Here is a 25,606-nt window from a genome sequence, read left to right on the forward strand (position 1 = left end):
TCGCGGGGAGTCAAGTCGAGAGCCGAGAACCTGAGTCGCATCGACTCAACTCTCAGGCTGCAGAAAACGTCACGCTACCTTCCGTTCTCCGGCTCCCCCTACGGTGAGTCCATGACCGCCGGAACCGCCCCCCGCCCCCGCACCGGCCGCTGGCCCGTCCTCGCCTGGGGGCTGTGGGACTGGGGCAGCGCCGCCTTCAACGCCGTCGTCACGACCTTCGTCTTCACCGTCTACCTCACCACCGACGGCCTCTTCGGCACGCCGAGCGGTGTCTCGGCCGCGCTCGGCTGGACCCTCGCGGGCGCCGGTGTCGTCGTCGCGGTGATCGCCCCGGTCACCGGTCGCCGCGCCGACCTCGGCGGGAGCCGGCGCCGCTGGCTCGGCCTGCACTCCGCGGTCGTCGTCGCCTGCATCCTGCTGATGTTCCTCGTCCGCCCCGACCCGGCCTACCTCTGGCTCGGGCTCGGCCTGCTCGCCGTCGGCACAATCTTCTTCGAGTTCGCGAGCGTCAACTACAACGCGATGCTCAGCCAGGTCTCCACCCGGGCGAGCGTCGGTCGTGTGTCGGGCTTCGGCTGGGGCATGGGCTACGTCGGCGGCATCGCGCTCCTGCTGATCCTCTACTTCGGCTTCATCTCCCCCGAGGTCGGGCTCTTCGGCGTCACGGGCGAGGACGGCCTCGACGTCCGCGTCTCGATCCTCCTCGCCGGCGTCTGGTTCGCCGTCTTCGCACTGCCGGTGCTGTTCGCGGTGCCGGAGCTCCCGGGACGGGTCGGCGGCGGGGAGCGGGTGAGCGTGCTCGAGTCCTACCGCGCGCTCTTCCGCCAGATCGGGGCGCTCCGCCGCGAGAGCCCGACGACACTCGCCTTCCTGCTCGCGAGCGCCGTCTTCCGCGACGGCCTGACCGGCGTCTTCACCTTCGGCGGCGTCCTGGCGCAGGGCACCTTCGGCTTCAGCGCGGGCCAGGTCATCCTCTTCGCGATCGCCGCGAACATCGTCGCCGGGGTCGCGACGATCGCCGTCGGCGCCCTCGACGACCGCCTCGGGCCCAAGTCCGTCATCGTCGCCTCGCTGATCGGGCTGATCGTCTGCGGCGGCGCCGTCTTCCTCCTGCACGACGCCGGCGCGACCGCGTTCTGGGTCTTCGGCCTGCTGCTGTGCCTGTTCGTCGGCCCCGCGCAGTCGGCGAGCCGCAGCTACCTCTCCCGGCTGATCCCGGAGGGGCGCGAGGGCGAGATCTTCGGTCTCTACGCCACGACCGGTCGTGCCGCGTCGTTCCTCGCGCCGGCCGCCTTCGCCGCGGCCGTCTCGATCGCCGCGGGCGTCTCCGACGACGCCGACGTGCAGTACTGGGGCATCCTCGGGCTGGTCGTCGTGCTGGCCGCGGGGCTCGCGCTGCTGCTGCCGGTCAAGACGCCGGCCGCCGCCGCCCGGACGAGCGACTGATCTGCTCGCGAACTCGTGTCAGCCCGCGAGCTCCGATCAGGTCGCGAGCCAGAACAGGATCAGGAGCAGCGTCACCAGGAACCCGGTGAGGAAGTTCAGAGCGAGGAAGCGCTTCCAGCCCGCGTTCGCCCGCTCGGCCTGCTCGTCGGACAGCGAGCGGTACGGCCAGACGCTCAGCGCGTAGGGGATCGCCAGCAGCGCGGCGAGGGTTCCCGGCCAGGGCAGCAGCAGCAGGAGCAGCCCGCTGGCGACGTACGCGCCGATCGCGAAGCGCACCGTCGCCTTCGCGCCGATCACCGTGGCGATCGAGCCGATGCCGCCGGCCCGGTCGGCGAGGATGTCCTGCACCGCACCGAAGGCGTGGCTGGCGATCCCCCAGAGGAAGAACGCGACCAGGAGGGCCCACAGACCCGGCGTCGCCGTCGTGCCCGCGAGCGCGAGGCCGTAGACCGCGGGGCTGACGAAGTGCGTCGCCGAGGTGAGCGAGTCGACGAAGGGTCGCTCCTTGAAGCGCAGTCCGGGCGCGCTGTAGGCGATGACGGCGAAGACGCTGATCGCCAGCACCAGCCAGGAGAGCGGCGAGCCGAGCAGCACGAGCGCGATCAGGAACGGGACGTTCGTCGCCACGGCCGCGATGAGCGTCGCGCGGTGCTCGCTGCGGTCGAGGACAGCGCCCTCGACGCCGCCCTTCCGGGGGTTCCGCAGATCGGACTCGTAGTCGAAGACGTCGTTGATCCCGTACATCGCGAGGTTGTAGGGGATCAGGAAGTAGAGGGTGCCGAGCACGAAGGCGAGGTCGAGCTCGCGGGTGGTCAGCAGGTAGGCCGCGGCGAACGGGTACGCCGTGTTGACCCAGCTCAGCGGGCGGCTCGAGACGAACAGCGCGCGCAGCCGCTTCACGGGGCGCTCCGGCGGCGGGCGGGCAGAAGGGTCCAGAGCGCCGGCAGGGCGAGCGCGGCGGCGATCGCGTAGGCGAAGTCCTCGATCGGCGCGACGCCGATGCGGATGCCGGAGATCAGGTCGTCGTCGTAGGCGACGAGGAGCCCGACGCCGATCATGATGTTGTCGAAGACGGCGGTCATCACGAGCAGCACCGCGAGGGTGCCGAGCAGCGCAGGCAGCCGGAGCCGGCCGCGGCGGAGCGCGACCACGAGCAGCACCGCGACCACCGCGAGGAACACCGCGTTCAGGAGCAGGTAGGTCACGCGCGCGCCTCCGCCCGCTTCGCGAGGAACCCGTGCACGTCCATCGACAGGTAGCAGAGCAGCGTGAGGAAGAGGACCTCCTCGATCGGCAGCTCCGGCGCGATCTGCAGCCCGGTCATGTACGGCGTCTCGCCGCGGAAGAAGACCCCGAGTCCGATCCCGGCGAGGTCCCAGAGCAGGAAGAACGCGACGCCGGCCGGGAGCACGATCGCGGCACGGCGGGCGTCCGCCCAGAAGAACAGGCCGAAGCGCCGGTCGAGCACGACCATCCCGGTGATCGAGACGACGAGCGCGAGCAGGTAGAGGACCCCCACGCGCTACTCCCCCGCGACCGCGACGACCGACTCGGGCACGGGCTCGGGCTCGGCCACGGGCTCGGGCTCGGGAGCCACGCTCGGAGCGACCGGCGCCGAGGGCGCCTCGCGCACCGGCAGCGGCTCGGTCGACACGTCGCCGCGCACGCGCTTGAGCATCACCTCGGCGCTGATCACGCACATCGGCAGGCCGATGCCCGGGATGGTCGAGCTGCCCGCGAAGAGCAGCCCGTCCACGTGCGCGCTGGCGTTGCCGGAGCGGAAGAACGCGCTCTGCGAGAGGATGTGCGCCGGTCCGAGCATCGAGCCGCGCCAGGCGCCGAGGTCGCTCTCGAAGTCGGCCGGTCCGATGGTGCGGCGCACCACGATCCGCTCGGCGAGATCCTCGGCACCGGTCCAGGTCGCGATCTGGCGGATCGCGGCGTCCGCGATCGCCTCGACCTGCGCGTCGCCGGCGCCGTCGACGCCACCGTGGCCGATCGAGGTGTCGGCCGGGATCGGCACGAGCACGAAGAGGTTCTCGTGGCCCTCGGGAGCGACGCCGGGGTCGGTCGCGCTCGGGCGGCAGACGTAGATCGACGCGGGGTCGGGGACGGAGGGGGTCTCGCCGAAGATCCGGCCGAAGTTCTCGCGCCAGTCGCTCGTGAACAGCAGCGTGTGGTGCTCGAGCTGCGGCAGCGCGCCGCGGACGCCGAGCAGCACCAGCACGGCGCTCGGGCCGGGCTCGCGGTTCTCCCAGTACTCCGGTGGGTAGCTGCGCAGCTCGTCGGGCAGCAGCGACTGCTCGGTGGTGAAGAGGTCCGAGGCGTTGACGACGAGCTCGGCCGGGAGCCGCTTCGTCCCCTCCGGCCCCTCGTACTCGACGCCGACGACCTCGGCGCCGCGCCGGCTGCCGCGCGGGGCGCGGGTCGTGAGGATGCGGGTCGCGGGCGAGGAGGTGCGGACGGTGACGCCCGCCTCCTCCGCCACCTCGGCGACCGCCGCGATCAGGCGGGTGAAGCCGCCCATCGGGTAGAGCACGCCGTCGGCCAGGTCGAGGTGGCTCATCAGGTGGTACATGCTCGGCGCCGCGAACGGCGAGGAGCCGAGGAAGACGGCCGGGTAGCCGAGGATCTGCCGCAGGCGGTTGTCGGTGACCGCGGTCGCCGCGAAGGTGTCCAGCGGGGTGAGCAGGAGGCGGCCGAGCCGCCCGGTGCGGCTGAGCACGTCGCGGCGCAGCAGGGGGAGGAAGGACGCGAAGCTGGTGTAGAGGAAGCGGCGCTTGGCGACCTCGTAGGTGTCGCGGGCCGACTCGAGGTAGACCCGCATCCGGGCGCCGGCGCCGGGCTCGATGCTCTCGAACAGGGCGAGGTTCGACTCGAGATCGGCGAGCACGTCGATCGGCTCCTCGATGCCCTGGCTGTACACCCGGTAGCCCGGGTCGAGGCGCTGGAGGTCGAGGCGCTCGGCGGCGCTCGTGCCCATCAGGCGGAAGAAGTGGTCGAACACCTCGGGCATCAGGTACCAGGAGGGGCCGGTGTCGAAGCGGAAGCCGTCGCGCTCCCAGGAGCCGGCGCGGCCGCCGACGACCTCGCGCTGCTCGAGCAGCGTGACGTCCCAGCCGTCGCGGGCGAGCAGGCCGGCGGAGGCGAGTCCGCCGATGCCGCCGCCGATCACGACGGCGCGGTGCGGGCCGCTCGCCGAGCGCGAGGCGCGGGCGGGGCCGGTGCCCAGGCGCGGGCCGATCGTCGAGACCGCGGCGCGGGCGGCGAGCGCCGCCTTCGTCGCGGTCGGGACACTGACCCGGGCACGGAGGAGCTCCTCGGCGGGGGTCGCGCGGATCCGGTCGGCGAGGGCGGCGAAGAGGGAGTGCGCGAGCAGCACGGCACGGCGGCTCGAGCGCGGCAGCTCCGGCACGATCGCGCCGGCGGCGGCGAGGTCGTCGTCGAGGTCAGCGAGCAGGACCGCCTTGTCGGTCTCCGAGAACGCCCGCGGGTCGACCCCGGGGAAGTAGCTGCGGCCGAGGCCGTCGACGTCGGCGGCCAGGTCGCGGAGGAAGTTGACCTTCTGGAACGCGGAGCCCAGGCGACGGGCACCGGCGACGAGGCGGTCGCGCGCGGCGGGCGAGACGAGCCCCGCGTCGGGTGCGGCGAGGAAGACGTGCAGGCACATCAGCCCGACGACCTCGGCGGAGCCGTAGACGTAGCTCTCGAACGACTCCGGGGTGTGCACCGTCTCGCGGAGGTCCGCGCGCATCGAGGCGAAGAACGGCGCGGTGAGCTCGGTGCCGAAGCCGGTCGCCCGCGCGGTGCGGGCGAAGGCGTGGATCACGAGGTTCGCGCTGTAGCCGCTGGCGAGGGCGCGCTCGGTCTCGGCCTCGAAGGCGTCGAGCGACTCCTCGACGGCGGCGCGGTCGAGGTGCGCCTCCTCGGCGACCCCGTCCACGATCTCGTCGGCCACGCGCACCAGCGCGTAGACGTCCTCGACGCGCTCGCGCACGCCGGCGCCGAGCAGGCGGGTCGCCAGGCCGAAGGAGGTGGAGTAGCGCCGGATCACCTGCGCGGACGCCTCATGGGCGACCCGGTCGTACAGTTCGCTCTGCCGGCTCATCGTGCCACCGTACGGCGCGCGCGGGCGTCGAGAAGCATCGGGCCCGAGATCCGCGCGTGGCGGGCGGCCGACGGCTGCGAGGCGGCCTGTCCGGCGGTCATCGGGTGCGCCCGAGGACGCTGGAGACGAGTGGCCGCATCTCGGTGCGGAACGCCTCCGTCACCGCGGGGGTGTGCAGCGCGTCCCAGGCCCGGTTCGCGAAGTCGCTCGCGAGCGCCTCCGCGTAGCCGCGCGAGCCGCACTCCTCGAGGATGCAGCGCACCCGCTCCGCCGTGTCCGGGTCGAGGTGCTCGTCGCCGATCAGCCCCTCGATCTCCGGCCAGCGGTCGGTGCCGGCCGCGTGCGCGATCAGCACCGTGCGCTTGCCCTCGCGGAGATCGCCGAGCGTGGTCTTGCCGGTCTGCCCCTCGGAGCCGAAGACGCCGAGCAGGTCGTCGACGATCTGGTAGGCGATGCCGATGCCGCGGCCGAACTCGCCGAGCGCCTCGACCGCCGCGTCGTCGGCGCCGGCCAGGATCGCGCCGGCCTGCAGCGGTGCCTCGAACGAGTAGACCGCGGTCTTCATCCGCTCCATCTCGAGCACCTCGTCGACGGAGGGCATGCCGGGCATCAGCGAGAAGTCGACGTCGGCCAGCTCGCCCGCGGCGGAGGCGAAGACGGCCTCGTCCAGCAGGGTGAGCAGGCGGGCGCGGACGCCGTCGGAGGCGCCGACGCCCTCGACCAGGCGGTGCGCGCCGGTGAGCGCGAGATCGCCCGCGATGACGGCGACGGAGGTGCCGCGGTGCTCGGCGATCGGGATCGAGAGGCCGGCGGTCGTCGCCTCGTCGCGGTAGCTGCCGGAGACGTTCGGGCCGCCGCGGCGGACGAAGTCGCGGTCGATCACGTCGTCGTGCACGATCAGCGCGGTGTGCAGCAGCTCGAAGGCCGCGCCCAGGTGGGCGGACGCCTCCGGGTCCTGGCCGCCGTGCGCCTCGTAGGCCGAGATCACCATCAGCGGGCGGAAGCGCTTGCCGCCGCGGGTGTTCGCCTCGATGGTCTGCCAGAGGGTCAGGTAGCGGGGTCCGAGCCGGGTCGCGCGCGAGCGCGCCAGCGAGAAGAACCGATCGAGGACAGCATCGACGTGCTCCTGCCGCCTTCGGGAGAGAACCACGGGGTCGCGCGTATCCACGGGGTCGAGGCTAACAAACTCGCTTCTCTAGCAATAAGCCGGCTGAGTTCCGCCGTCGTGCTTGACTTACGGTCATGACTTCGGAAGGAATCGCCGTGCGCACCGACGAGCTCGAGCAGCTGGATCTCCTCGAGGAGGTGGTCCTCCTGGACGAGTCCGGGGCCGCCGTCGGCGTGGCGGACAAGGCGACCGTGCACGACACGCAGACCCGCCTGCACCTCGCGTTCTCCTGCCACGTCTTCGCCCCCGACGGCGCGCTGCTGGTCACCCGGCGCGCGCTCGGCAAGCGCACCTGGCCCGGCGTGTGGACCAACTCGTTCTGCGGGCACCCCGCTCCCGGCGAGCGGATCGAGGACGCGGTGGTGCGCCGCGCGGAGCGCGAGCTCGGTGCCCGCCTCGAGACGCTCGAGGTCGCGCTGCCGGACTTCCGCTACCGCGCGGTCGACGCCTCCGGGATCGTCGAGAACGAGATCTGCCCCGTCTACACCGCGACCGTGTCGAGCCGCGATGCCCTGAACCCGCGCGCCGACGAGGTCATGGACGTCGAGTGGGTCGACCCCGAGGCGACGCTCGCCGCCGCCCGAGCGACCCCCTGGGCCTTCTCCCCCTGGCTCGTGCTGCAGCTCCCCCGCCTGCTCGGCTGACCGCTCCCCGCCCGCGAGATGCCACTTGTGCACGCCTTTCACGGCGTGTCGTGTGCACAAGTGGCATCTCGCGGAGGGGGTCAGTCGTTGTAGACGTCGGTGCGGTGGAAATTCAGGGACGAGCGGGAGGCGGTGGGGCCGCGCTGGCCCTGGTAGCGCGAGAGGTAGGCGGCCGAGCCGTAGGGCTGCTCGGCGGGCGAGCTCAGGCGGAAGAAGCACATCTGGCCGATCTTCATCCCGGGCCAGAGCATGATCGGCAGCGTCGCGACGTTGCTCAGCTCGAGCGTCACGTGACCGGTGAAGCCCGGATCGATGAACCCCGCGGTCGAGTGGGTGAGCAGCCCCAGCCGCCCGAGCGAGCTCTTGCCCTCGAGCCGCGCGGCGATGTCGTCGGGGAGCGAGACCTCCTCGTAGGTCGAGCCGAGCACGAACTCGCCGGGGTGCAGGATGAACGCCTCGCCCGCCGGGGTCTCGACCAGGCGCGTCAGCTCGGGCTGGTCCTCCGCCGGGTCGATGTAGGGGTAGCGGTGGTTGTCGAACAGCCGGAAGAAGCGGTCGAGCCGCACGTCGACCGACGACGGCTGGATCATCGCGGGGTCGTGGGGCGAGAGCCCGACGCGGCCGGAGGAGAGTTCGAGCTTGATGTCGCGATCGGAGAGCAGCACGAGGCGAGCTTAGGGCGCGGGGCTTGCTACCATGGGGCGGTGCGCCCGAGCGGCGCCGCGCGAGTGTAGTTCAATGGTAGAACTTCTGCTTCCCAAGCAGATGGCGCGGGTTCGATTCCCGTCACTCGCTCCGACTCCCCTCCCCCGCCGGCTCCGTCTCGGCGAACAGCGCGAGGATCTCCGCCGCGATGATCGCGTGGCCGCGCCCGTTCGGGTGGTTCACCTGCGACATCAGCCCGGCCAGGGGCTCGCCGCGCTCGTGCAGGCCGAGGAAGACGCGGAACGGGTCCGCGAGCAGCACACCGTCCCGCTCGGCGAGTCCGCGGATCTGCTCGGCGTGCCGCACGAGCTCGTCGGCGGGGTCGGTCGGATCGGCGGTCAGGTCCGGCGAGGGCGTGACCAGCACGGGGACGGCGCCGGCCCCGAGCACGGAGTCGATCATCGACTCCCACGCGCGGCCGGCCCGGTCGAGCCCGATCGCCCGGTCGTTCAGCGCGTAGTCGAGGACCACGACGTCGGGGCGGTGGCCGAGCACCTCGCCCATCCGGCGAGCGCCCGACTCCGAGTGCTCCCCGCCGACAGCGGTGACGATCGCGTTGAGGACGGCGTGCGGGTGGCGCTCGGCGAGCCGGCCGGCGACCACGTGCGGGTAGGACGCTCGCCGATCGATCAGGGGCGTCGCGAAGTAGCCCGCGGGAACGCTGTGCCCGTGGAAGACGAGATTCACCGCCCTGTTGCCGGGCCATGTCAGCTCCAGCGCGGCGATCACCGCGGCGAGGCCGGCCACGCTCGACGGCCTAGCGGGTCGCGGGCGGCGCGGTGCTCGCCCGGACGATCAGCGAGGTCGGCACCAGCTCGAGGACGGGGTCGTCGCTGACGCCGTTCGCGAGCTGGCCGAGCAGCAGCTCGACGCACTTCGCCCCGACCGCCCGGTAGTCCTGCCGGACGGTCGTCAGCGGCGGGGAGAAGTCCTGCGCCTCCGGGATGTCGTTGAAGCCCACCACGCTGACGTCCTCGGGGATCCGCAGGCCGTGCTCCCCGAAGGCGCGGTAGACCCCGAGCGCCGCCTCGTCACTGGAGACCAGCACGGCCGTGCAGTCGCCCGCCTCGGCCAGGGCCGCGCCCTGGAGATAGCCGCCGTCCGAGCGCCAGTTGCTGTAACGGGTCGGCGGCACGGGCGCGCCCGCCGCGAGGAGCGCCTCCCGCCACGCCGTCTCCCGGCGCTCGGCGGCGAAGGAGCCGCGGGGGCCCGCGATGTGGTGCACCGTGCGGTGCCCGAGCCCGAGCAGGTGCTCGACCGCGGCCCGGACGCCGCCCGCCTGGTCGGCGTCGACCACGGGCCCCTGGGCGCCGGCGGCCGCATTGACGAGCACGCGGGGGATCTCGGGGAGGACCAGCTCCGCCGTGTCCCGCAGATACGTCTCCACGACCACGATCAGGCCGTCCACCGCCAGCTCGCCGAAGCGCGTGAAGGCGCCGTTGAGCCCGGTCTGGCTCGGTGCCGAGACCGGCACCAGCGTGATCGCGTAGCCCGCCTCCGCCGCCGCAGTGGCGATCGAGTCCACGGTCCGCATCATCCCGAGGGTGTCCAGGCTGAAGACCGCGACGCCGAGGGTGCGGAACGAGCCGCTCTTCAGGGCGCGCGCGGCGCTGTTCGGCCGGTAGCCGAGGGTGCGCATCGCCTCCAGGACGGCCTGCCGCGTCGCGGGGACGACGTTCGTCTGCCCGTTCGCGACCCGCGAGGCCGTGACGGGCGCGACGCCCGCGAGGCGTGCCACGTCAGCCAGTGAGGGGCGGCGCGGAACGTCGGTCATCTCCCCATAGTGGCTCCTCCGGAGCCTCAGCTCGTCCAGGAGCTCGTCGAGGAAGTCCGGCGGGGGGATCGCCTCGAGCGCGTCATCTGCAGACATGAGGGCATGGTAAGGCAACCATCCCGGCCGGGAGTCTCGTAGGATCGGCGACGGCCTCCCCCTTCCGGGACGGCACCACGATCGAGCGAAGGACGACGATGTCTCTCCGGCACCACTCCCGCCCGGCGGCGGCACTCGCCGTCGCCGCCCTCGCGGCCGCGCTCACGGGCTGCGCCGACCGCACGGAGGCGGAGGACGACTCCCTGCTCGTGTGGAGCTGGGACGAGCAGCTGCCCGAGGTCGCGGAGCTCTACGAGGAGGAGCATCCGGGGGTCGAGATCGACGTGGTCGACGTGGGCACGGGCGACGAGCAGTACACCGCCCTGCAGAACGTGATCGCCGCCGGATCGGGACGTCCCGACATCGCCTTCCTCGACTCGACCGCGCTCCCCCAGTTCGCCCTCTCGGGCGCCCTCGCCGACCTCGGGCCGCTCGGCGCCGACGAGCTCTCCGAGGAGTTCGCGCCGGGGCCGTGGGCGGCGTCCCAGGTGGACGGCACCGTCTACGGACTGCCGTGGGCCTCCGGGCCGATGGTGCTGTTCTACAACCGCGCCGTCTTCGAGCGGCTCGGCGTGGCGGTGCCCGGCACCTGGGAGGAGTACGTCGGCGCCGCGGAGCAGCTGCACGCGGCGGACCCGGAGGTCTACATCCTCAACGACGTCGGCAATCCCGGACTCGCCACCAGCCTCATCCAGCAGGCCGGCGGCCGGCCCTTCTCCGTGGACGGCACCGCCGTCGCCATCGATCTCGCCGACCCCGGCACCGCGCGGTACGCCGAGAACTGGCAGCGCCTGCTCGACGGCGGGCTGCTCGCCCCGGTCGCCGACTGGAGCGACGAGTGGCGGAAGATGCTCGCGGCGGGCCGGATCGCGACGCTCCCGGCCGGCAGCTGGATGGCCTCCGCCCTGACCCAGAGCGCCCCCGACGCCGCCGGCGACTGGCGCGTGGCGCAGCTGCCGCAGTGGGAGCCGGGCGGCAGCGTGGCCGCCGAGCACGGCGGCGGCGGCTTCTCGGTGCTCGAGAGCAGCGTCAGCAAGGAGCTCGCCGTCGACTTCCTGACCTACGCCACCGCGGGCGACGGCGTGGACATCATCCGGGACTCCGGGCTCTGGCCCGCCCACCGGGCCGCGACCGAGTCGCCCGCGTTCCTCGACCGGCCGAGCGAGTACTTCGGCGGGCAGGCCGTCAACCGGGAGTACGCGACCGCGTCGGAGAACGCCCCCGACGACGTCCGCTTCCTCCCCTACCAGGTCTACGCGGCCGCGGTGTTCAACGACTCCGTCGGCACGGCCTACACCGGCGAGACGACCCTCCAGGCGGGGCTGCTCGACTGGCAGGCCGAGCTGGAGGAGTACGGCGCCGAGCAGGGTTTCACCGTCGAGCGGTGAGTCCGGACCGCGACACGCCGACGGGATCGGCGCCGACAGGCCGATCGGGCCGTCCCGCGGTGCAGGGTGGAGGGATGAGCGAGCTCGTCCAGATCCCGTCTCCGGGCATCGCCCTCGAGTACGGGCACCCCGGCCGCCCCGTCGTGGTGATCCTGCACGACGTGTTCGGCCGGCTGCCCTGGCTGGAGCCGTTCGCAGAGGCCGTCTCGAAGCACGGCTACCACGTGCTCGTCCCCGACCTCTACGACGGCTGGGCCACGCTCGCAGCCGAGGACGCGCGGGACCTCGCCGCGATGGCCGCGCAGGACCGCGCCCTCGCCTCGGTCGCCGACGCGGTGCGCACCGGATCGGCCGCCGGCGCGGCCCGCTCCGCCCTCATCGGCTTCGGCTTCGGCGGGCGGCTGGCGCTGCTCGTCGCCGCCACCGGTCTCGTCGACGCCGTGGTCGCCTACTACGCGACCCTCGGCCGGGAGGAGCACGCGCTGGTGCCCTGCCCGACGCTGCTGCACTACGCGCAGAGCGACGAGTGGCCCGAGGGCGACGACCCGGAGTCGTTCGTCGGCCGGCTGAAGGAGGCGGGCACGCCCGTCACCGCGCACACCTACCCGGACACCGGGCGGCACTTCGCGAACGCCACCCTGCGGGAGTCGGTCAGCCCGTCCGCCGCCGCGCTCGCCTACGCGCGGACGCTGTCGTTCCTCAACCCGCAGCTGATCGACTGCTGACGGCCCCGCGACGAGACGGGCCCGGGGTACTCAGCCCTGGACGTCGTGCAGGTGGTGCTGGACGTCGTGCAGGTAGTACTTCGCGATCGTCTCGACCGTGAAGGACGCGCCGTCGCTGCGGCGACCCGGTCGCTGCCACTGCCGGCCGTCGACCCCCTCGAAGACGTCGCTGATGCGGGCCGCCTCCTCGACGAGCTCGCGGCCGACCGCCGCGGGGTCCTGCTGGTCGTAGCGCTCCTCGACCGCCGCCACGTCCTGGTCCCAGTTGGGGAAGAGCGGGTCGTCGCCCTCGAGCATCAGCCCGAGGCGCAGCCGGTAGATGCGGTGCACGTCGCGCACGTGCGCGGCGTACTCCAGCGGCGACCAGGTCTCGTCGTCGGGGCGGCCGGCGGCGTCCTCGCGCTCGAGGACGTACGGCCAGGCGGCGGCGTTCTGACGGATCAGCGCGGGAACGGCGTCGGACTCCACGAGCGAGGCGTCGAAGCCGCACTCGAGGCAGGGGCGCTCGAGCACCCAGGTCCAGTCCTTGGTATCGGGAGTGATGGGCATGGACCCAGGGTAGGACGGCTCAGCAGCGCGGCTGCGCGCCCTGCACCGCGCCGCGCTCGCCGTCGGCCGTCCAGGGCAGCTGCGGCAGCCCGGCGGCGCCGGACGCCGCCCCCTGCTCGACCGCGATTGCCGCGAGGGCACGCGCAGTCGTGGCGGCGAAGCCCTCGCCGGCGGTCGAGCTGTTGAAGGCGACCGCGACCGTCAGCCCCGACTCCGGGTCGGAGTAGGCGGCGGTGAGGAAGCCCGGCGCGATGCCGGAGAAGCCGCGGAGCGGGCCGGCCTCGTGGCCGCCGAGCCCGGCGAGCAGCCACTCCGCGCGCCCCTGCCCCTGCGGGACGGGATCGGCCCACATCGCGTCGCCCGCGGGCTCGGTCGCCAGTCCCTGCGCGAGGCGGCGCAGATCGTCGAGATCGGTGACGGCGCCGCCGGCCGCGCCGAGCGAGGAGGGCGACGCCGCGGAGAGGTCACGGCGGACCTCGCACTGGACGGCGCCGGAGCGCGGATCGAGGGCGGCGGAGAAGCCGAGCATCGCCGGGGCGGGCAGCTCGAGCTCCGAGTCGCCGGGAAGGCCGGTGCTGCTCAGGCCGTAGCGGGGCACGACGTACTCGTCGTAGAGCGACTGCATGCTGCGACCGGTGGCCTGCGTCGCCACCACGCCCGCGAGGAGCGGGCCGGTGGAGGACTCGGACCAGGCGGCGCCCGGCTCGGCGATCGGCGCGCTGACCTGCGCGGCCGAGATCAGCTCGAGGGTGGGCCACTCGCGGGCGGGGTTCTGCACGACGGTCGGCCAGAGGACGGAGCGGAAATCGGCGAGGCCGGAGGTGTGCGAGCAGAGCTGGCGGAGGGTCATCCCCTCGATGCCGGGGAGGGAGGTGAGCGCGTCGCCGACGTCCGCGTCGAGGTCGAGGGTGCCCTTCTCGGCGAGCGCGACGACGACGTCGCAGGTCATCGCCTCGGTGCCGCCGGTGCCGAGCCGCACGTGCGCGTCGGTGGTCACCGGGGTGTTCGCCTCGTCGCCGATCGTGCCGATCGCCGTCTCCCAGCCGCCGGCCCAGGGCGACCAGACCCCCGCGACCACGCCGGAAGCCCCGGCGACGCTCTGCGCCTCGACGAGGAAGCCAGAGAGGGCGATGGCCAGGTCGTCGGGCACGGGCCCGGGCAGCGCATCGGGGACGACGGAGTCGGCACCGCCGGTGCAGCCGGTGAGGGCGAGGACCAGGGCGGGCACGACGAGAGCTCCGACCCGGGTCGGCCTGCGGCCACCGATCATGCCGTTCGACTCCCCCCGAAGACGCGTGCTGGAACTCCTCCACTGTACGGGCGCGGTCTCGCGCAGCACGGGGCGGGGGCCGTGCGCGGGGGCTTTCGTGTCCCGACCGTGACCCGCGACCACGCGGATCCGGATCCGGCCACCCCTTTTCCAAACCATCTGAGCGGCTGCTACGAAGAAGGGACAAGCGACGCGGAGGCGTTGCCCGGAAGGAGAAGAGGAATCATGCGCACATCACCGAACCGGCTGCTCGCCACGCTCTTCGGCGCGGTCTACGTGGTCGTCGGACTGCTCGGCTTCGTCGTCACCGGCGGCGTCCAGTTCCTCGCGACGGAGGGCGGACTGCTTCTCGGGATCTTCGAGGTCAATCCGCTGCACAACATCGCACACTTGCTCATCGGCGGCGCACTGCTGATCGCCGGCCTCTCCACCACCTCGGCGGCCAAGACGGTCAACACGACCGTCGGCGCGGTGTACCTGCTGCTCGGAGTCGTCGGCTTCTTCCTGGTCAACACCGCCCTCAACGTGCTCGCGCTGAACACCGCCGATCACTTCCTGCACCTCGCCAGCGCGCTCGTCCTCCTCGGAGTCGGGCTCACCGCCGACAAGGGCGCCCGGGCGCGCACCGCGACCGCCTGACCCGCATCCTATCCGTCCGCTCCCCCTAGACTCCGTCCGCCGTGGGCCCGCCGTTTTCCGCGGCGGACGGACCGAACGGCCCCGGACGACACGATGCGGTGTGTCGATCCGGGGCCTCTTCTTCTTGCACCTCCACCACGATCGGAGACCGCGATGAGCACCGTCGCCCGCGGAAACGCCGCCTTCGCCGGGATCGGCGCCGGTCTCGTGCACCTCTCCCTCGCCGCCGGGCAGCTCGACGCGGGGACCCTCCCGCTCGCCGCCCTCGGCGTCGCGGAGCTGGCCTGGGGCGTCGTCGTCCTCGCCCGCGGCCGGATCGTCCTCCCGCGGACCGCGCTCGCCGTCACCGGCGTCACCGTCGCCGGCTTCGTGCTCGCGATCGCCGCCGGTCTGCTGCGCGATCCCCTGCCGGCTCTCGCGGCGGGCGCCCTGCAGCTCGTGGCCGCGGCCGTCGTCGCCGCCGCCCTCCGCTCGCAGCGCACGGTGGAGCGGCCCGTCTCGGCCCCGCGCGCGGTCCTCGGCCTCTTCGCGGGCGCGCTCCTCGTCTCCGCCCTCGCGACGCCGGCGCTGTCCGCCTCCTCCGAGGGCTCCCACGACATGGGCGGGATGATGACGACGGTCACCGACAGCGGGCACTCGCACTGAGACCCGCCCTGGCGACCGCGGTGCCTTCGAGCTAAGGTAAGGGCAACCTAAGACGCCGAAGGAGGCCGCCGTGCCGAACGTCTCGAACGTCACCTCGTTCTCGCAGGCCCTCCGCACGCGCCTGGCTACGTCCGGCGCGGACGACGAGGTCTCGGCCTTCATGACCGCGCTGATGACCGGGTCCGGCAGCCGCGACGACTACGTCGCGATGATCGCGCAGCACTACTTCGTCTACGAGGCGCTCGAGGCCGTGGCGGAGGCGATGGCGGGCGACCCGGTCGCCGCACCCTTCATCTCGCCCAAGCTCACCCGCCTGCCGGCGATCGCGGAGGACCTGCGCTTCCTGGTCGGCGAGGACTGGCGCTCGCGCATCAGCCCGCTCCCCTCGACGGCGGCCTACGTCGAGCGGATCCGCACCGTCGCGAGCGGCTGGAGCGGCGGCTTCGTCGCCCACCACTACACCCGCTACCTCGGCGACCTGTCCGGCTGCTCGATCGTCCGCACGCTGCTCCAGCGGCGCTTCGGCTTCGAGACCAACGGCGTCGGCTTCTACCTCTACGGCGAGATCGCGACGCCGTCGGCCTTTCGCGCGGTCTACCGCGAGCAGCTCGACGCCGCCGGCTGGGACGAGGACGAGCGCGAGCGCGTCATCGCCGAGGTGGCGGAGGCGTACCGGCTGACCACCGCGGTGTTCCGCGACCTGGCCGGCTCGCGCGCCGCGGCCTGACGTGCCGCTCCGGCGCTCAGGCGCTCAGGAGGACGCGGACTCCGGCTCCGCGACGGCCGCGGGCTCGGCCCGGCGCTCGGACATGAAGCGCAGCACGTCCTTGTCGACGATGATGTCGCTCGGCCGGAGCGGCCGGGTGAGGTAGAGCCCCTCGAGGCTCGTGATGCGGCTGAGCGCGACGTAGGTCTGACCGGGGGCGAACGCGCGCTGCCCGAGGTCGACCACGGCGGAGTCGTAGGTCTTGCCCTGCGACTTGTGGATCGTGACGGCCCAGGCCAGGCGCAGCGGGAACTGCGCGAACTCGGCGACGATCTCGCGGGTCAGCTTCTTGGTCGCGGCGGAGTAGGAGTAGCGGTAGCGCTCCCAGGTCGCGGGCTCGACCTCGTGCACCTCGCCGTCCACCTCGACCCAGACCGTGCCGGCGACCTTGGTCACGCGGCCGATCGTGCCGTTCACCCAGCGCTGCTCGGCGTCGTTGCGCAGGAACATCACGTGCGCCCCGATCTTCAGCTCGAGGTTCTGATCGGCCGGGTACGCGCGGCCGCCGAAATCGCCGCTGATCTCGGCCGAGGCGGTCTTGACCGGGCCCTTGAGCCGCGCGAGGGCGGTCTGGTTGATCCGGTTGACGGTGTCGTTGCGGGTCGCGAGGGTGATCGCGTCGTTCTCGGGCGGCGTGCGCGCGCCGGCGGCGTTGAGGACGTCCGCGATCTCCTTGGTCACCATGCCGAAGCGCACGGCGTTGAGCATCCACTTGAAGCGCTCGTCGCTCTGACGGTGGATCCTCCCGAGCTCGATGATCCGCAGCGTCGCCTCCTGCCAGACCAGCGCGTCGAAGAACCAGAGCGAGCGGTAGCGGTCGGCGAAGTAGGCGCGCTCCTCCGGATCGCCCGGGACGGGCGCGAGCTGGAACGGGTCGCCGAAGAGGACGACCTGGACGCCGCCGAACGGCTCGGACCGGCGCTGCCGCGCCTGGCGGAGGCTGCGGTCGATGCCGTCGAGGAGATCGGCGTTGACCATCGAGATCTCGTCGATGACGAGGGTGTCGATGGTGTTCAGCAGCTTGCGCAGCTCGGGCGGCTGATCGAGGTCGGAGTCGGCGATGACCCCGATCGGGAGCCGGAAGAGCGAGTGGATCGTCTGCCCGCCGACGTTCAGCGCGGCGACACCGGTCGGTGCGCAGATGACGATCTGCTTGTCGGTGTTCCAGCTCAGGTGGTTGAGCAGGGTCGACTTGCCGGTGCCGGCGCGGCCCGTCACGAACAGGTGCTCGCGGGTGTTCTCGATGAGGTCGAACACCCGCTGCTGCTCGTCGGAGAGGGTCGGCTGGGTCACCGCTCCACTGTACCCAGCCGACCCCCGCACCCCGGCGCCGCGGTCAGACGTCGCGGACGCGGGTCGCCGTCAGCGCCGGGACCCAGACGGCGAGGAGCCACCCGGCGCTGGCGAGCAGCGCGGACGTCGTGCTGATCTGCTCCACGCCCGAGCCCTCGCTCGGGACGCTGGACAGCGCCAGCCCGAGGTTCGAGAGCAGATAGGGGCTGACGTCGATGATCCACTGGGCCTGCAGCAGACCGCCCGCGATGCTCGCGAGCAGCGGCAGCACGAAGAGCACGCCGACCGAGAGGCCGATGGCGGCCGCCGTGCTGCGCAGCAGCGCCGCCACGGCGACCGAGAACGCCCCGATGACCGCCAGGAAGAGGCCGCCGCCGAGCAGACTGCCGAGCACGCCGTCGTCGAGCAGCGACGTGGGCGTGCCCTTCACCGCGAGCATCCCGCCGATGACGGCGAACGAGCCGACGCAGGTGAGCACGCCCACCACGAAGGACGCGACCGCCACGACGACCCCGCGGGCGAGGAGGGACGGGACCCGGCGCGGCACGGCGGTGTAGGTCGAGCGGATCATCCCGGTGGAGTACTCGCCGCCGAGCGACAGCGCCCCGAGGACGGCGATCACCAGGCCGACGAACTGCAGGTGCAGGGTCGCGCCGCCCGCGACGAACGCGGAGACGGAGCCCTCCTTCGGCGGCTCGACGACGGCACCCAGGGCCAGGGCCAGAGCGAGCGCGAGGAGCACCGAGACGACGATCGACCACCAGGTGGAGCGGACGGTGACGAGCTTGAGCAGCTCGGAGAGGACGACCCCGTCGAGGCGGAGCCTCACCCCGCTCGAGGCGTCGCGGACGGGTCTCGGGGCGGTCGCGGTCATCGGGTGGCTCCTTCGAGGGGCTGGGATCCGTGGGGACGGGCGGCGGTGTACTCGACGGCGTCGGCCGTCATCGCGACGTAGGCCTCCTCGAGCGAGCGGGTCAGCGCGGTGAGCGCGTGCAGCACCGCTCCGGCCTCGTGGGCGAGCGCGCCGATCACCGGCGCCTCGAGCCCCTCGATCTCGAGCCCGCCGCCCGTGAGAGCGACCGCAGCACCGCGGGCGGCGAGGAGCGCGGCGAGCCGCACCGAGTCCGGGCTCTCGACGCGCACGCGCGGCCGCGCCTCGGCGAGGAAGTCGTCCAGCGGGGCGTCGGCGAGGATCCGGCCCCGGCCGAGGACGATGATGTGGTCGGCGGTCTGCGCCATCTCGCTCATCAGGTGCGAGGAGAGCAGCACGCAGCAGCCCTCCGCCGCCTTCGCGCGGACGAAGTCGCGGACCCAGCGGACGCCCTCCGGATCGAGGCCGTTCACCGGCTCGTCGAGCAGGAGGGTCCGCGGGTCGCCGAGCAGCGCGGTCGCGATGCCCACCCGCTGGCCCATGCCGAGCGAGAAGCCGCCGACGCGCTTGCGCGCGACGCTGCCGAGGCCGACGACCTCGATGACCTCCTCCACCCGGGAGCGCGGGATGCGGTGCGTCGCGGCGATCACGCGCAGGTGGTCGCGGAGGGTCCGGCCGCGGTGCGTCGCCTTCGCGTCGAGCAGGGCGCCGACCTCGGCGAGCGGCGCGGCGTGCTCGCGATAGGGCCGGCCGTTGACCAGCACCGAGCCGGCGGAGGGCCGGTCGAGACCGACGATCATCCGCATCGTCGTCGACTTGCCGGCGCCGTTGGGTCCGAGGAAGCCGGTCACCCTCCCCGGCGCCACGGTGAAGTCGATCCCGTCGACCGCGGTCTTCGCTCCGTACCTCTTGGTCAGGCCTCGTGCCTCGATCATGCGCTCCCCTTCTCGCAGCGCTGCGCCTCGAGCCCGCGGGACGCGGGCGAGGTCGGACAGCAGCGGCCAGCCTAGGAAGCGCCCGCGGAGCCCGCTCGGGGCTGTCGCGGGACGTCCGTCGACAGGGGACGACTCGACCGGGGACGACTCGACCGGGGACGACTCGATCGGGGACGGTCCGGATCGTGCAGGGCCCGGCTCAGCCGCGCTTCTGCAGGGCGGCCAGGCGGTCGTTGTACGCGGTGAGCTCGGCCTCGCCGGTGCGGTCGGCCTGGCGGTCGAGCCGCTTGGAGTCGCGCGCGTCCGAGCGGCTCCACATCACCGCGACGATGATCGCGAGGGCGAGCGTGGGGATCTCGCCGATGCTCCAGGCGATGCCGCCGGCCGCCTGCTGGTCGTCGAGGGCGTTCGTGCCCCAGCCCATCGCGCCGTACCAGTCGGCGAGCAGGAGGCCCTCCCCCGTCATCAGCGCCAGGCCGAAGAAGGCGTGGAACGCCATCGTGCCCAGCAGCAGCAGCAGGCGCATCGGGTAGGGCACGCGGTGCACGCTCGGGTCGACGCCGATCAGGACGCTCACGAAGAGGTAGCCGGTGATCAGGAAGTGGACGATCATCCACTCGTGGCCGATGTGGTCGGTCGTCGCCCAGCGGAAGAGCGGCGAGTAGTAGAAGCCCCAGAGCGAGCCGACGAACAGCAGCGCCGCGACGATCGGGTGCGAGATCGCGGTGGCGAAGCGCGAGTGCACGGCGAGCAGGACCCACTCCCGGCCGCCGCGGGAGCCGTCGGTGCGCCGGGCCGCGGCGCGCGCGATCAGCGTGACCGGCGCGGCCGGGACCAGCAGCACCGGGACGGCCATGGTCAGGACCATGTGCGCGAGCATGTGCGCGCTGAACAGGTACTTCTCGTAGGCGTTGACGCCGCCGTTGGTGATGTACGCCAGCAGCAGCATGCCCGCGATCCAGAGCACGGTGCGGTGCACGGGCCAGCGGTCGCCGCGGCGGTGCAGGCGCACGACGCCGGCGACGTAGAACGCGATGCCGAAGCCGCAGACCAGCAGCCAGACCAGGTCGACGTTCCAGAGGGTGAGGAAGTTCAGGGCGGACGGCGCCGGCGGCAGCGGCTCGCCGGTGAGCAGCTCCGCGGGGGTCGGGTTCGTCAGCTCGGTCGCGGCGACCTGGTCGACCGGCGTCGCAGTGCGCGCGAGGGCGGCGGCGACGCCGGAGGCGATGCCCATGAAGGCGACCTCCGCGGCGACGAGCCACCAGAAGCTGCGCCCGCCCGCTCCGCCGGCGCTGCGCATCCGGGCGATCAGGAAGCGGCGCTGGACGAGGCCGAAGACGCCGAGCGCGGTCAGCGCCGCGACCTTCACGAGCACCAGCACGCCGTAGCCGGTGAGCAGGTTGCCGAGCGTCGCGAGCCGCAGCTCGGCGCTGATGTAGCCCGAGGCGGCGACCACGATGAAGCTGACGAGCGCGAGGCTCGAGTAGCGCCCGATCACGGGCAGCAGGCGCGCGCCGCCGAGCAGCGGGCGCAGCACGATGATCGTGACCAGCCCGCCCAGCCAGATCGCGGCGAAGACCAGGTGCAGGCCGAGGGCGGTGACGGCGGCGTCGTGGCCGCTCGCTCCGGCCGCGTGGCCCTGCTGCGCCATCGGCAGCAGCGTCAGGAGCGCGATCGCCGTCACGAAGACGAGCGCGGTCTGGTTGCGGACCGCGAAGCAGAGGACGGTGACGACGGCGGCGAGCAGTGTGGTGATCAGCCAGGCCTGGCCGACCGGGATGCTGCCGATGAAGTAGCTGAGCTTCGTGCCGAAGTCGCGGTCGAGGCTCAGCGGCGTCTGGGTGACGTTGAGGAAGGTGAAGAAGCCGGTCAGCGCGGAGGCGGCGGCGAAGAACGCGGCGCTCGCGGCGGCGACGTCGAGCGCGATCGTGTACTCGGTGCGCGGCTCCGCCTCGGCGGGGGCGCCGGTGCGCTTCGCGATCGCGCGAGGGCTCAGCGCGAACAGCGTCAGGACGAGCGAGCCGATCATGCCGGCGGCGCCGAGGTTGACCGCGAGCTTGGCGACCGGGAGGCCGAAGCGGACGACGGGCCCCGGGTCGTTCAGGAGCGGTGCGGCCGAACCGCCGCCGAACGCGAGCGCCGCCAGGAGCGCGACGAGGGCGGCGACCACGAGCAGGAGCGCCGGGCCCGCGATCCGGACGGTTCGATTCACCCGGCAAGCCTACGTTCTTGCGGCTGGGGGGCGGCAGGACGACGAAGACCCCGGCGGAGGGCCGGGGTCTTCGTGTGGAACTGCTGCGCCGTGAGGGCGCGGACCGCGACTACTTGGCGGCGGCCTTGAGCTTGGTGCCGGCCGAGACCTTGACCGAGTGGCCGGCGGCGATCTGGATGGTCTCGCCGGTCTGCGGGTTGCGGCCGGTGCGCGCGGCGCGGGACGTGCGCTCGACGGCGATCCAGCCGGGGATGGTGACCTTCACGTCGTTGGAGACGGAGTCGGCGAGGGTCGAGAAGAGCGAGTCGAGGACGCCGTTGACGGCGGCCTGGCTCTGGCCGGAGTCGGCGGCGATCTTCGCGACGAGCTCGGTGCGGTTGAGCGACTTGTCAGCCATTGGAGTGTCCTCCCAGGACGTTCGCGCTGTTGAGAACAGCTGGTGGTTGTGTGTCGTCCAACGGCCGGGGACGGACCCCGTCGACCGGTCGGACCGTCCGTAACCTACCAGCCCGATCCCGGATCGGCGGCGATTCGCGCGACGGAATCCCCGGAAACACGCCGATCGGCAGCCCGCGGAGCCGTCGGGAGCGGCTGGGAGGCGATGTCAGGGGCCGTCGCTACACTCGCCGACGGCGCGCACCCGAGCCCGCCGGGAGAGGCGGCCGCGGTGGCGGAGACGACGACGGACGGCTGGATCTCGACGGCGATCTGGTGGCAGATCCACCCGATGGCGTTCCTCGGGGCCGAGGCGACCTCGGCCGACGGGCCGCAGCCCGGGGAGGAGCCGCAGCACCGCCTGCGCCGGATCCTGCCCTGGCTCGACGACCTGCTCGCGCTCGGCTGCAACGGCCTGCTGCTCGGGCCGGTGTTCGCCTCGATGACGCACGGCTACGACACCGTCGACCACTTCCGGGTCGACCCGCGCCTGGGTGACGAGCGCGACCTGGACGATCTGATCGCGGCCTGCCGCGAGCGCGGGATCCGCCTGGTCTTCGACGGCGTCTTCAACCACGTCGGCCGCGAGCACCCGTGGTGGCGCGAGGCCGTCGCGGCGGGCGAGGGCTCCCCCGCCGCCGCGCGCTTCCGGCGGACCGACTCGGCGCGCGAGGTCGACGGCCTGCCGGTCGACGTCTTCGAGGGCCACGAGGCGCTCGTCGAGCTCGACACCGCGAACCCCGAGGTCGCCGCGCACGTCTCCGCCGTGATGAGCCACTGGCTAGAGCGCGGGATCGACGGCTGGCGGCTCGACGCCGCCTACGCGGTGGACCCCTCCTCCTGGCGCGCCGCGATCGACCCGGTGCGCGAGCGCTTCCCCGAGGCCTGGTTCGTCGGCGAGGTCATCCACGGCGACTACGCCGGCTACGTGCGGGAGTCGGGTCTGGACTCCGTCACGCAGTACGAGCTCTGGAAGTCGGTGCGCAGCTCGATCGAGGAGGGCAACCTCTTCGAGCTCGACTGGACGCTGCAGCGGCACGCGGAGTTCCTCGAGACGTTCGTGCCGCTGACCTTCGTCGGCAATCACGACGTGACCCGGCTCGCCAGCGCGATCAGCGACCCGCGCCACCACGGGCACGCCGTCGCGATCCTCGGCTTCGTCGGCGGTGTGCCGAGCATCTACTCGGGCGACGAGCGCGGGCTCGAGGGCGTCAAGGAGGAGCGGGCGGGCGGCGACGACGCGATCCGGCCGGAGTTCCCGGCGGACCCGGCCGAGTGGCCGCGGAACGACGCCTACCGCGTGCACCAGGAGGTCATCGCCTTCCGCCGCCGCCACCCGTGGCTGGTCGCCTCGCGGACCGGGAGCGTCGATCTGTCGAACACCGCCGTGCTGCTGGTGGCCGAGGGGCCGGCCGGCGAGAGCGCCCGGCTCGCGCTCAACCTCGGCGACGAGGCGACGAGCGTCGGCGGCGTGCGGGTCGAGGCGCACTCCTGGCTGCTGCTCGACTGAGCCGCGATCGACACGCCGTGATCTACGCTCGGGGCAGCGGCGGGAGTGCACGGCCCCCATCCGGGACGACGCTGCCGCGAGGAGACGGACGAGGAGCGACGATGCCCCAGGGGTCGGAGTCACAGCACGAGCAGGCGCGGCGGATCGAGCACGAGCCGGAGGCCGGCGTCGAGCGGACGGGACTGGAGGCGGCGCTGGCCGCTCCGGTCGACGAGCTCACCGATCCCGGGCCGGGCGAGCGCAGCGGGCTCTCGAGCCGGATCGCCGAGGATCTGCTCGACGGCGTCTCGGAGATGGTCGGCGGTGACGCGGACCTCGCACCGGGACGCGCCGTCGAGATCGACGACCCGGCGCGCGCGGTCGGCGACGACCCGGCGCACCCGATCCACGGGACGCTCCGCCAGGAGTTCGAGTCGCGCTGAGCGGCGGGTCTCGATACGCCCCTGCGGGGCTACTCGACCAGCATGCAAGGGCCCCTGCGGGGCTGCTCGACCAGCATGCAGGGGGCGCCGCCGCGTCCTCTTCCTCACCGCCGGGACGCGCTGGTCAGGGGGCGCCGAGCGACTCCGTGAGGAAGTGCAGGAGCTCGCGCAGCAGCGTCTCCTTCGAGTCGGCACGGCGGTACTCGTGGCCCTCGCCGTCCAGCTGGAGGCAGCGGACCGGGCGGCCGAGCTCCTCGAGCGCCGCGACGATCTGCCGGGCCTCGCCGATCGGGACGTTGGTGTCGAGCTCGCCGTGCACGACGAGCAGCGGCACGTCGATCCCGGCGGCCGCGTTCAGCGGCGACAGCTCCTCGAGCAGCTCCGCGTCGTGCTCGGGGTGGCCGTACTTGGTGACGGCGGCCGAGGCGATCCACGGCTCGGTGTCGCGGTAGAAGGTCTGCAGGTGCGACATCCCGCAGATGTCGACGCCGGCGGCGAAGACGCCGGGCGAGAAGGCGAGCGACGCGAGCGTCAGGTAGCCGCCGTAGGAGCGGCCGGTGACGGCGATCCGCGCCGGGTCGGCGATCCCGGCGTCGACCAGGTGCGCGGCGGCGGCGAGGACGTCGTCGAAGGCGCCGCGGCGCTTCTCCACGTCGTCGGCGTGCACGAAGTCGCGGCCGAAGCCCGAGGAGCCGCGCACGTTCGGCGCGAACACGGTGATCCCCGCGGCGGCGACCGCCTGGTGCTGGGCGGAGAAGGTGGGCCGCTCCTGCGACTCCGGACCGCCGTGCAGGCTGAGCATGGCCGCTCCGGGCCCGGTCGACCCGGGCGCGCGGTAGAGCCAGCCGGAGAGCGCGAGACCGTCGCGGCCCGTGAAGCGCTCGAGGGTCGGCACGATCAGCGGCGGCGCATCGAGCGTCGGCACCCCGGTGATCCGGGACCACTCGTGGGTCGCCGTGTCCAGCCGCCACAGCTCGCGCGGGCGCTCCGGGCCCTCGACACCGAGGATCACCGCGCCACCGTCGCGGGAGAGCACCGGCGTCGTCGCGACCAGTCCCGGGAGCCCGGCGACCGGGACCCGGGCGCCGGTGGTGGTGTCCAGCAGCTCGATCTCGCTCGAGCCGGCGACGTTCCAGACCAGCATCAGCATCCGTCCGGCGTCGTCGGCGTCCAGGCCCTCGAGCTCGGCGTCGTCGCGGGCCGCGAGGCGGCGGATCCGGCCGCGCCAGCCGTCCGGGCCGAGCGGCATCGCGACGAGCTGGCGCCGCGGCAGGTCGACGTCGGTCGCGAGGTAGGCGACCATCGGGCTCTCGGTGTCGTGCAGCGGCGACGGGCGCAGCAGCGCGACGTCCGTGGATCCGGTGCCCGAGTCGGGCAGGAGCGCGTGGTTCTCGTTCGTCAGCCGGTCGACGACCACGCAGTACTGCTGGCCGCGCTGGCCGTCGCGGACCACGACGAGACGCTCCTCCACCGAGAGGTCGAGCACCGAGATGAGGTCGCCGTCGACGAGCGGCTTCCGCTCGCCCGTCACCGGGTCGACCAGGAAGGAGCGGGTCGGCTGCTCCGGCTCGGCCGACGGGATCGTGACGACGACGTGGTGGCCGCTGCGGGTCCACGGCCCGAGCTCGGCGTGGGCGTCGCGGGAGCCGGCGATGCGGCGGGCGTCCGAGCCGTCGGGGCGGACCACCCAGACCTGGCTGCGCACGCCGCCGTCGGTCGCGACGAGGCAGGCCAGCCAGGCGGAGTCGGCGGACCAGGAGACCTCGAGCACCGGATCCTCGGTGAGGGCGATGCGGCGCGCCTCGCTCGGCTCGGCCCCGACGACGACGTCCTGCACCCAGACCTCCGGCGACCCGCTGCGATCGCTGAGGAAGGCGACGCGGGCGGCGTCCGGGGTCATCGTCGGACCCCAGCTGCCCCAGGCGTGCACGAGTCCGAGCGCGAGCTCCTCGGCGGCGGCCACGCGGTCGACCTGCGGCGAATCGATGAGAGGAGGCGTCATGCT

General features: G+C 73.1%; 25 protein-coding genes and 1 tRNA gene. 10 read left to right on the plus strand and 16 right to left on the minus strand.

Features of this window, described 5'->3' with window-relative positions; translation table 11 throughout:
* Positions 1-111: 111 nt before the first annotated feature.
* The gene (locus MT351_RS00835) at positions 112-1,446 is read left to right on the plus strand and encodes an MFS transporter (RefSeq protein WP_132434842.1); all 1,335 of its coding nucleotides are present in this window, start codon (positions 112-114) and stop codon (positions 1,444-1,446) included.
* Between the two features lie 36 nt (positions 1,447-1,482).
* Here MT351_RS00835 and MT351_RS00840 read toward each other — a convergent pair whose 3' ends face one another.
* The 5 genes from MT351_RS00840 to MT351_RS00860 all read right to left on the minus strand — a co-directional run bounded on the left by MT351_RS00840 (position 1,483) and on the right by MT351_RS00860 (position 6,722).
* Complete coding sequence (locus MT351_RS00840) at positions 1,483-2,346, minus strand: prenyltransferase (protein WP_132434844.1); 864 nt, start codon at positions 2,344-2,346, stop codon at positions 1,483-1,485.
* The gene (locus tag MT351_RS00845; protein WP_123701769.1) at positions 2,343-2,651 is read right to left on the minus strand and encodes a lycopene cyclase domain-containing protein; all 309 of its coding nucleotides are present in this window, start codon (positions 2,649-2,651) and stop codon (positions 2,343-2,345) included. Before MT351_RS00845 ends, MT351_RS00840 begins: the two co-directional genes overlap by 4 nt.
* Positions 2,648-2,965, minus strand: coding sequence for a lycopene cyclase domain-containing protein (locus MT351_RS00850; protein WP_132434848.1), 318 nt, complete (start codon positions 2,963-2,965; stop codon positions 2,648-2,650). Before MT351_RS00850 ends, MT351_RS00845 begins: the two co-directional genes overlap by 4 nt.
* A 3-nt stretch (positions 2,966-2,968) precedes the next feature.
* Positions 2,969-5,554 carry a phytoene desaturase family protein gene (gene crtI, locus MT351_RS00855; protein WP_243581009.1) on the minus strand — a complete coding sequence of 862 codons (2,586 nt, stop codon included), beginning with the start codon at positions 5,552-5,554 and terminating at the stop codon, positions 2,969-2,971.
* A gap of 97 nt (positions 5,555-5,651) precedes the next feature.
* Complete coding sequence (locus tag MT351_RS00860; RefSeq protein WP_243581010.1) at positions 5,652-6,722, minus strand: polyprenyl synthetase family protein; 1,071 nt, start codon at positions 6,720-6,722, stop codon at positions 5,652-5,654.
* A gap of 74 nt (positions 6,723-6,796) precedes the next feature.
* On the opposite strand from MT351_RS00860, the gene idi reads away from it, so the two are divergent.
* The gene (idi, locus tag MT351_RS00865; RefSeq protein WP_132434852.1) at positions 6,797-7,366 is read left to right on the plus strand and encodes an isopentenyl-diphosphate Delta-isomerase; all 570 of its coding nucleotides are present in this window, start codon (positions 6,797-6,799) and stop codon (positions 7,364-7,366) included.
* Between the two features lie 80 nt (positions 7,367-7,446).
* Here the strand turns inward: idi and dcd are convergent, their stop codons facing one another.
* On the minus strand, positions 7,447-8,031 hold the full coding sequence (dcd, locus tag MT351_RS00870) for a dCTP deaminase (RefSeq protein WP_123734881.1): 585 nt from the start codon (positions 8,029-8,031) through the stop codon (positions 7,447-7,449).
* A 59-nt stretch (positions 8,032-8,090) separates the two neighbouring features.
* Here dcd and MT351_RS00875 point away from each other — a divergent pair.
* Positions 8,091-8,161, plus strand: a tRNA-Gly gene (locus MT351_RS00875).
* Here MT351_RS00875 and MT351_RS00880 read toward each other — a convergent pair.
* Both MT351_RS00880 and MT351_RS00885 read right to left on the minus strand, forming a co-directional pair.
* Positions 8,153-8,818, minus strand: a complete 666-nt coding sequence (locus MT351_RS00880; protein WP_243581011.1) for an SGNH/GDSL hydrolase family protein — start codon at positions 8,816-8,818, stop codon at positions 8,153-8,155. The two genes, MT351_RS00875 and MT351_RS00880, sit on opposite strands and share 9 nt — an antisense overlap.
* A gap of 10 nt (positions 8,819-8,828) precedes the next feature.
* Positions 8,829-9,941, minus strand: coding sequence for a LacI family DNA-binding transcriptional regulator (locus tag MT351_RS00885; RefSeq protein ID WP_243581012.1), 1,113 nt, complete (start codon positions 9,939-9,941; stop codon positions 8,829-8,831).
* A 98-nt stretch (positions 9,942-10,039) separates the two neighbouring features.
* Between MT351_RS00885 and MT351_RS00890 the strand changes: the two genes are divergently transcribed.
* Together MT351_RS00890 and MT351_RS00895 are read left to right on the plus strand one after the other, a co-directional pair.
* Positions 10,040-11,329: a sugar ABC transporter substrate-binding protein gene (locus tag MT351_RS00890; RefSeq protein WP_243581013.1), complete on the plus strand. Its 1,290-nt coding sequence runs from the start codon at positions 10,040-10,042 to the stop codon at positions 11,327-11,329.
* Between the two features lie 74 nt (positions 11,330-11,403).
* A complete protein-coding gene (locus MT351_RS00895; protein WP_123734878.1) occupies positions 11,404-12,054 on the plus strand; it encodes a dienelactone hydrolase family protein in 651 nt (216 codons plus the stop codon).
* A 30-nt stretch (positions 12,055-12,084) separates the two neighbouring features.
* Here the strand turns inward: MT351_RS00895 and MT351_RS00900 are convergent, their stop codons facing one another.
* Together MT351_RS00900 and MT351_RS00905 are read right to left on the minus strand one after the other, a co-directional pair.
* Positions 12,085-12,603 (minus strand): DinB family protein, encoded by a 519-nt coding sequence (locus MT351_RS00900; protein WP_132434862.1) that lies wholly within the window; start codon positions 12,601-12,603, stop codon positions 12,085-12,087.
* Positions 12,604-12,622: 19 nt separating this feature from the next.
* The gene (locus MT351_RS00905; RefSeq protein WP_243581014.1) at positions 12,623-13,831 is read right to left on the minus strand and encodes a serine hydrolase; all 1,209 of its coding nucleotides are present in this window, start codon (positions 13,829-13,831) and stop codon (positions 12,623-12,625) included.
* A gap of 267 nt (positions 13,832-14,098) precedes the next feature.
* On the opposite strand from MT351_RS00905, the gene MT351_RS00910 reads away from it, so the two are divergent.
* The 3 genes from MT351_RS00910 (at position 14,099) to MT351_RS00920 (ending at position 15,884) form a co-directional block, all read left to right on the plus strand.
* Complete coding sequence (locus tag MT351_RS00910) at positions 14,099-14,512, plus strand: DUF4383 domain-containing protein (protein ID WP_123734875.1); 414 nt, start codon at positions 14,099-14,101, stop codon at positions 14,510-14,512.
* A 153-nt stretch (positions 14,513-14,665) separates the two neighbouring features.
* Positions 14,666-15,157, plus strand: a complete 492-nt coding sequence (locus tag MT351_RS00915) for a hypothetical protein (RefSeq protein WP_243581015.1) — start codon at positions 14,666-14,668, stop codon at positions 15,155-15,157.
* A gap of 70 nt (positions 15,158-15,227) precedes the next feature.
* Positions 15,228-15,884, plus strand: coding sequence for a heme oxygenase (biliverdin-producing) (locus MT351_RS00920; RefSeq protein WP_243581016.1), 657 nt, complete (start codon positions 15,228-15,230; stop codon positions 15,882-15,884).
* Between the two features lie 24 nt (positions 15,885-15,908).
* Here MT351_RS00920 and MT351_RS00925 read toward each other — a convergent pair whose 3' ends face one another.
* From MT351_RS00925 to MT351_RS00945, 5 genes are all read right to left on the minus strand, one after another.
* Positions 15,909-17,216: an ATP-dependent RecD-like DNA helicase gene (locus tag MT351_RS00925; RefSeq protein ID WP_243581017.1), complete on the minus strand. Its 1,308-nt coding sequence runs from the start codon at positions 17,214-17,216 to the stop codon at positions 15,909-15,911.
* 43 nt (positions 17,217-17,259) lie between these two features.
* Positions 17,260-18,090: an ABC transporter permease gene (locus MT351_RS00930; RefSeq protein WP_243581018.1), complete on the minus strand. Its 831-nt coding sequence runs from the start codon at positions 18,088-18,090 to the stop codon at positions 17,260-17,262.
* Positions 18,087-19,022 carry an ABC transporter ATP-binding protein gene (locus MT351_RS00935; protein WP_243581019.1) on the minus strand — a complete coding sequence of 312 codons (936 nt, stop codon included), beginning with the start codon at positions 19,020-19,022 and terminating at the stop codon, positions 18,087-18,089. The genes MT351_RS00930 and MT351_RS00935 overlap by 4 nt, the downstream gene beginning before the upstream one ends.
* 199 nt (positions 19,023-19,221) lie before the next feature.
* Positions 19,222-21,234 (minus strand): cytochrome c oxidase assembly protein, encoded by a 2,013-nt coding sequence (locus MT351_RS00940; RefSeq protein ID WP_243581020.1) that lies wholly within the window; start codon positions 21,232-21,234, stop codon positions 19,222-19,224.
* A gap of 109 nt (positions 21,235-21,343) precedes the next feature.
* Positions 21,344-21,631 (minus strand): HU family DNA-binding protein, encoded by a 288-nt coding sequence (locus MT351_RS00945; protein WP_055786347.1) that lies wholly within the window; start codon positions 21,629-21,631, stop codon positions 21,344-21,346.
* A gap of 270 nt (positions 21,632-21,901) precedes the next feature.
* On the opposite strand from MT351_RS00945, the gene MT351_RS00950 reads away from it, so the two are divergent.
* Both MT351_RS00950 and MT351_RS00955 read left to right on the plus strand, forming a co-directional pair.
* Positions 21,902-23,179 carry an alpha-amylase family glycosyl hydrolase gene (locus tag MT351_RS00950; protein ID WP_243581021.1) on the plus strand — a complete coding sequence of 426 codons (1,278 nt, stop codon included), beginning with the start codon at positions 21,902-21,904 and terminating at the stop codon, positions 23,177-23,179.
* A gap of 101 nt (positions 23,180-23,280) precedes the next feature.
* The gene (locus MT351_RS00955; protein WP_123734868.1) at positions 23,281-23,601 is read left to right on the plus strand and encodes a hypothetical protein; all 321 of its coding nucleotides are present in this window, start codon (positions 23,281-23,283) and stop codon (positions 23,599-23,601) included.
* Between the two features lie 124 nt (positions 23,602-23,725).
* Here MT351_RS00955 and MT351_RS00960 read toward each other — a convergent pair whose 3' ends face one another.
* Complete coding sequence (locus tag MT351_RS00960; protein ID WP_243581022.1) at positions 23,726-25,603, minus strand: S9 family peptidase; 1,878 nt, start codon at positions 25,601-25,603, stop codon at positions 23,726-23,728.
* Between the last annotated feature and the right edge of the window lie 3 nt (positions 25,604-25,606).

This window comes from Rathayibacter sp. VKM Ac-2926 (genome assembly GCF_022815565.1).
In the GTDB taxonomy this organism is placed as follows: Bacteria; Actinomycetota; Actinomycetes; order Actinomycetales; family Microbacteriaceae; genus Rathayibacter; species Rathayibacter festucae.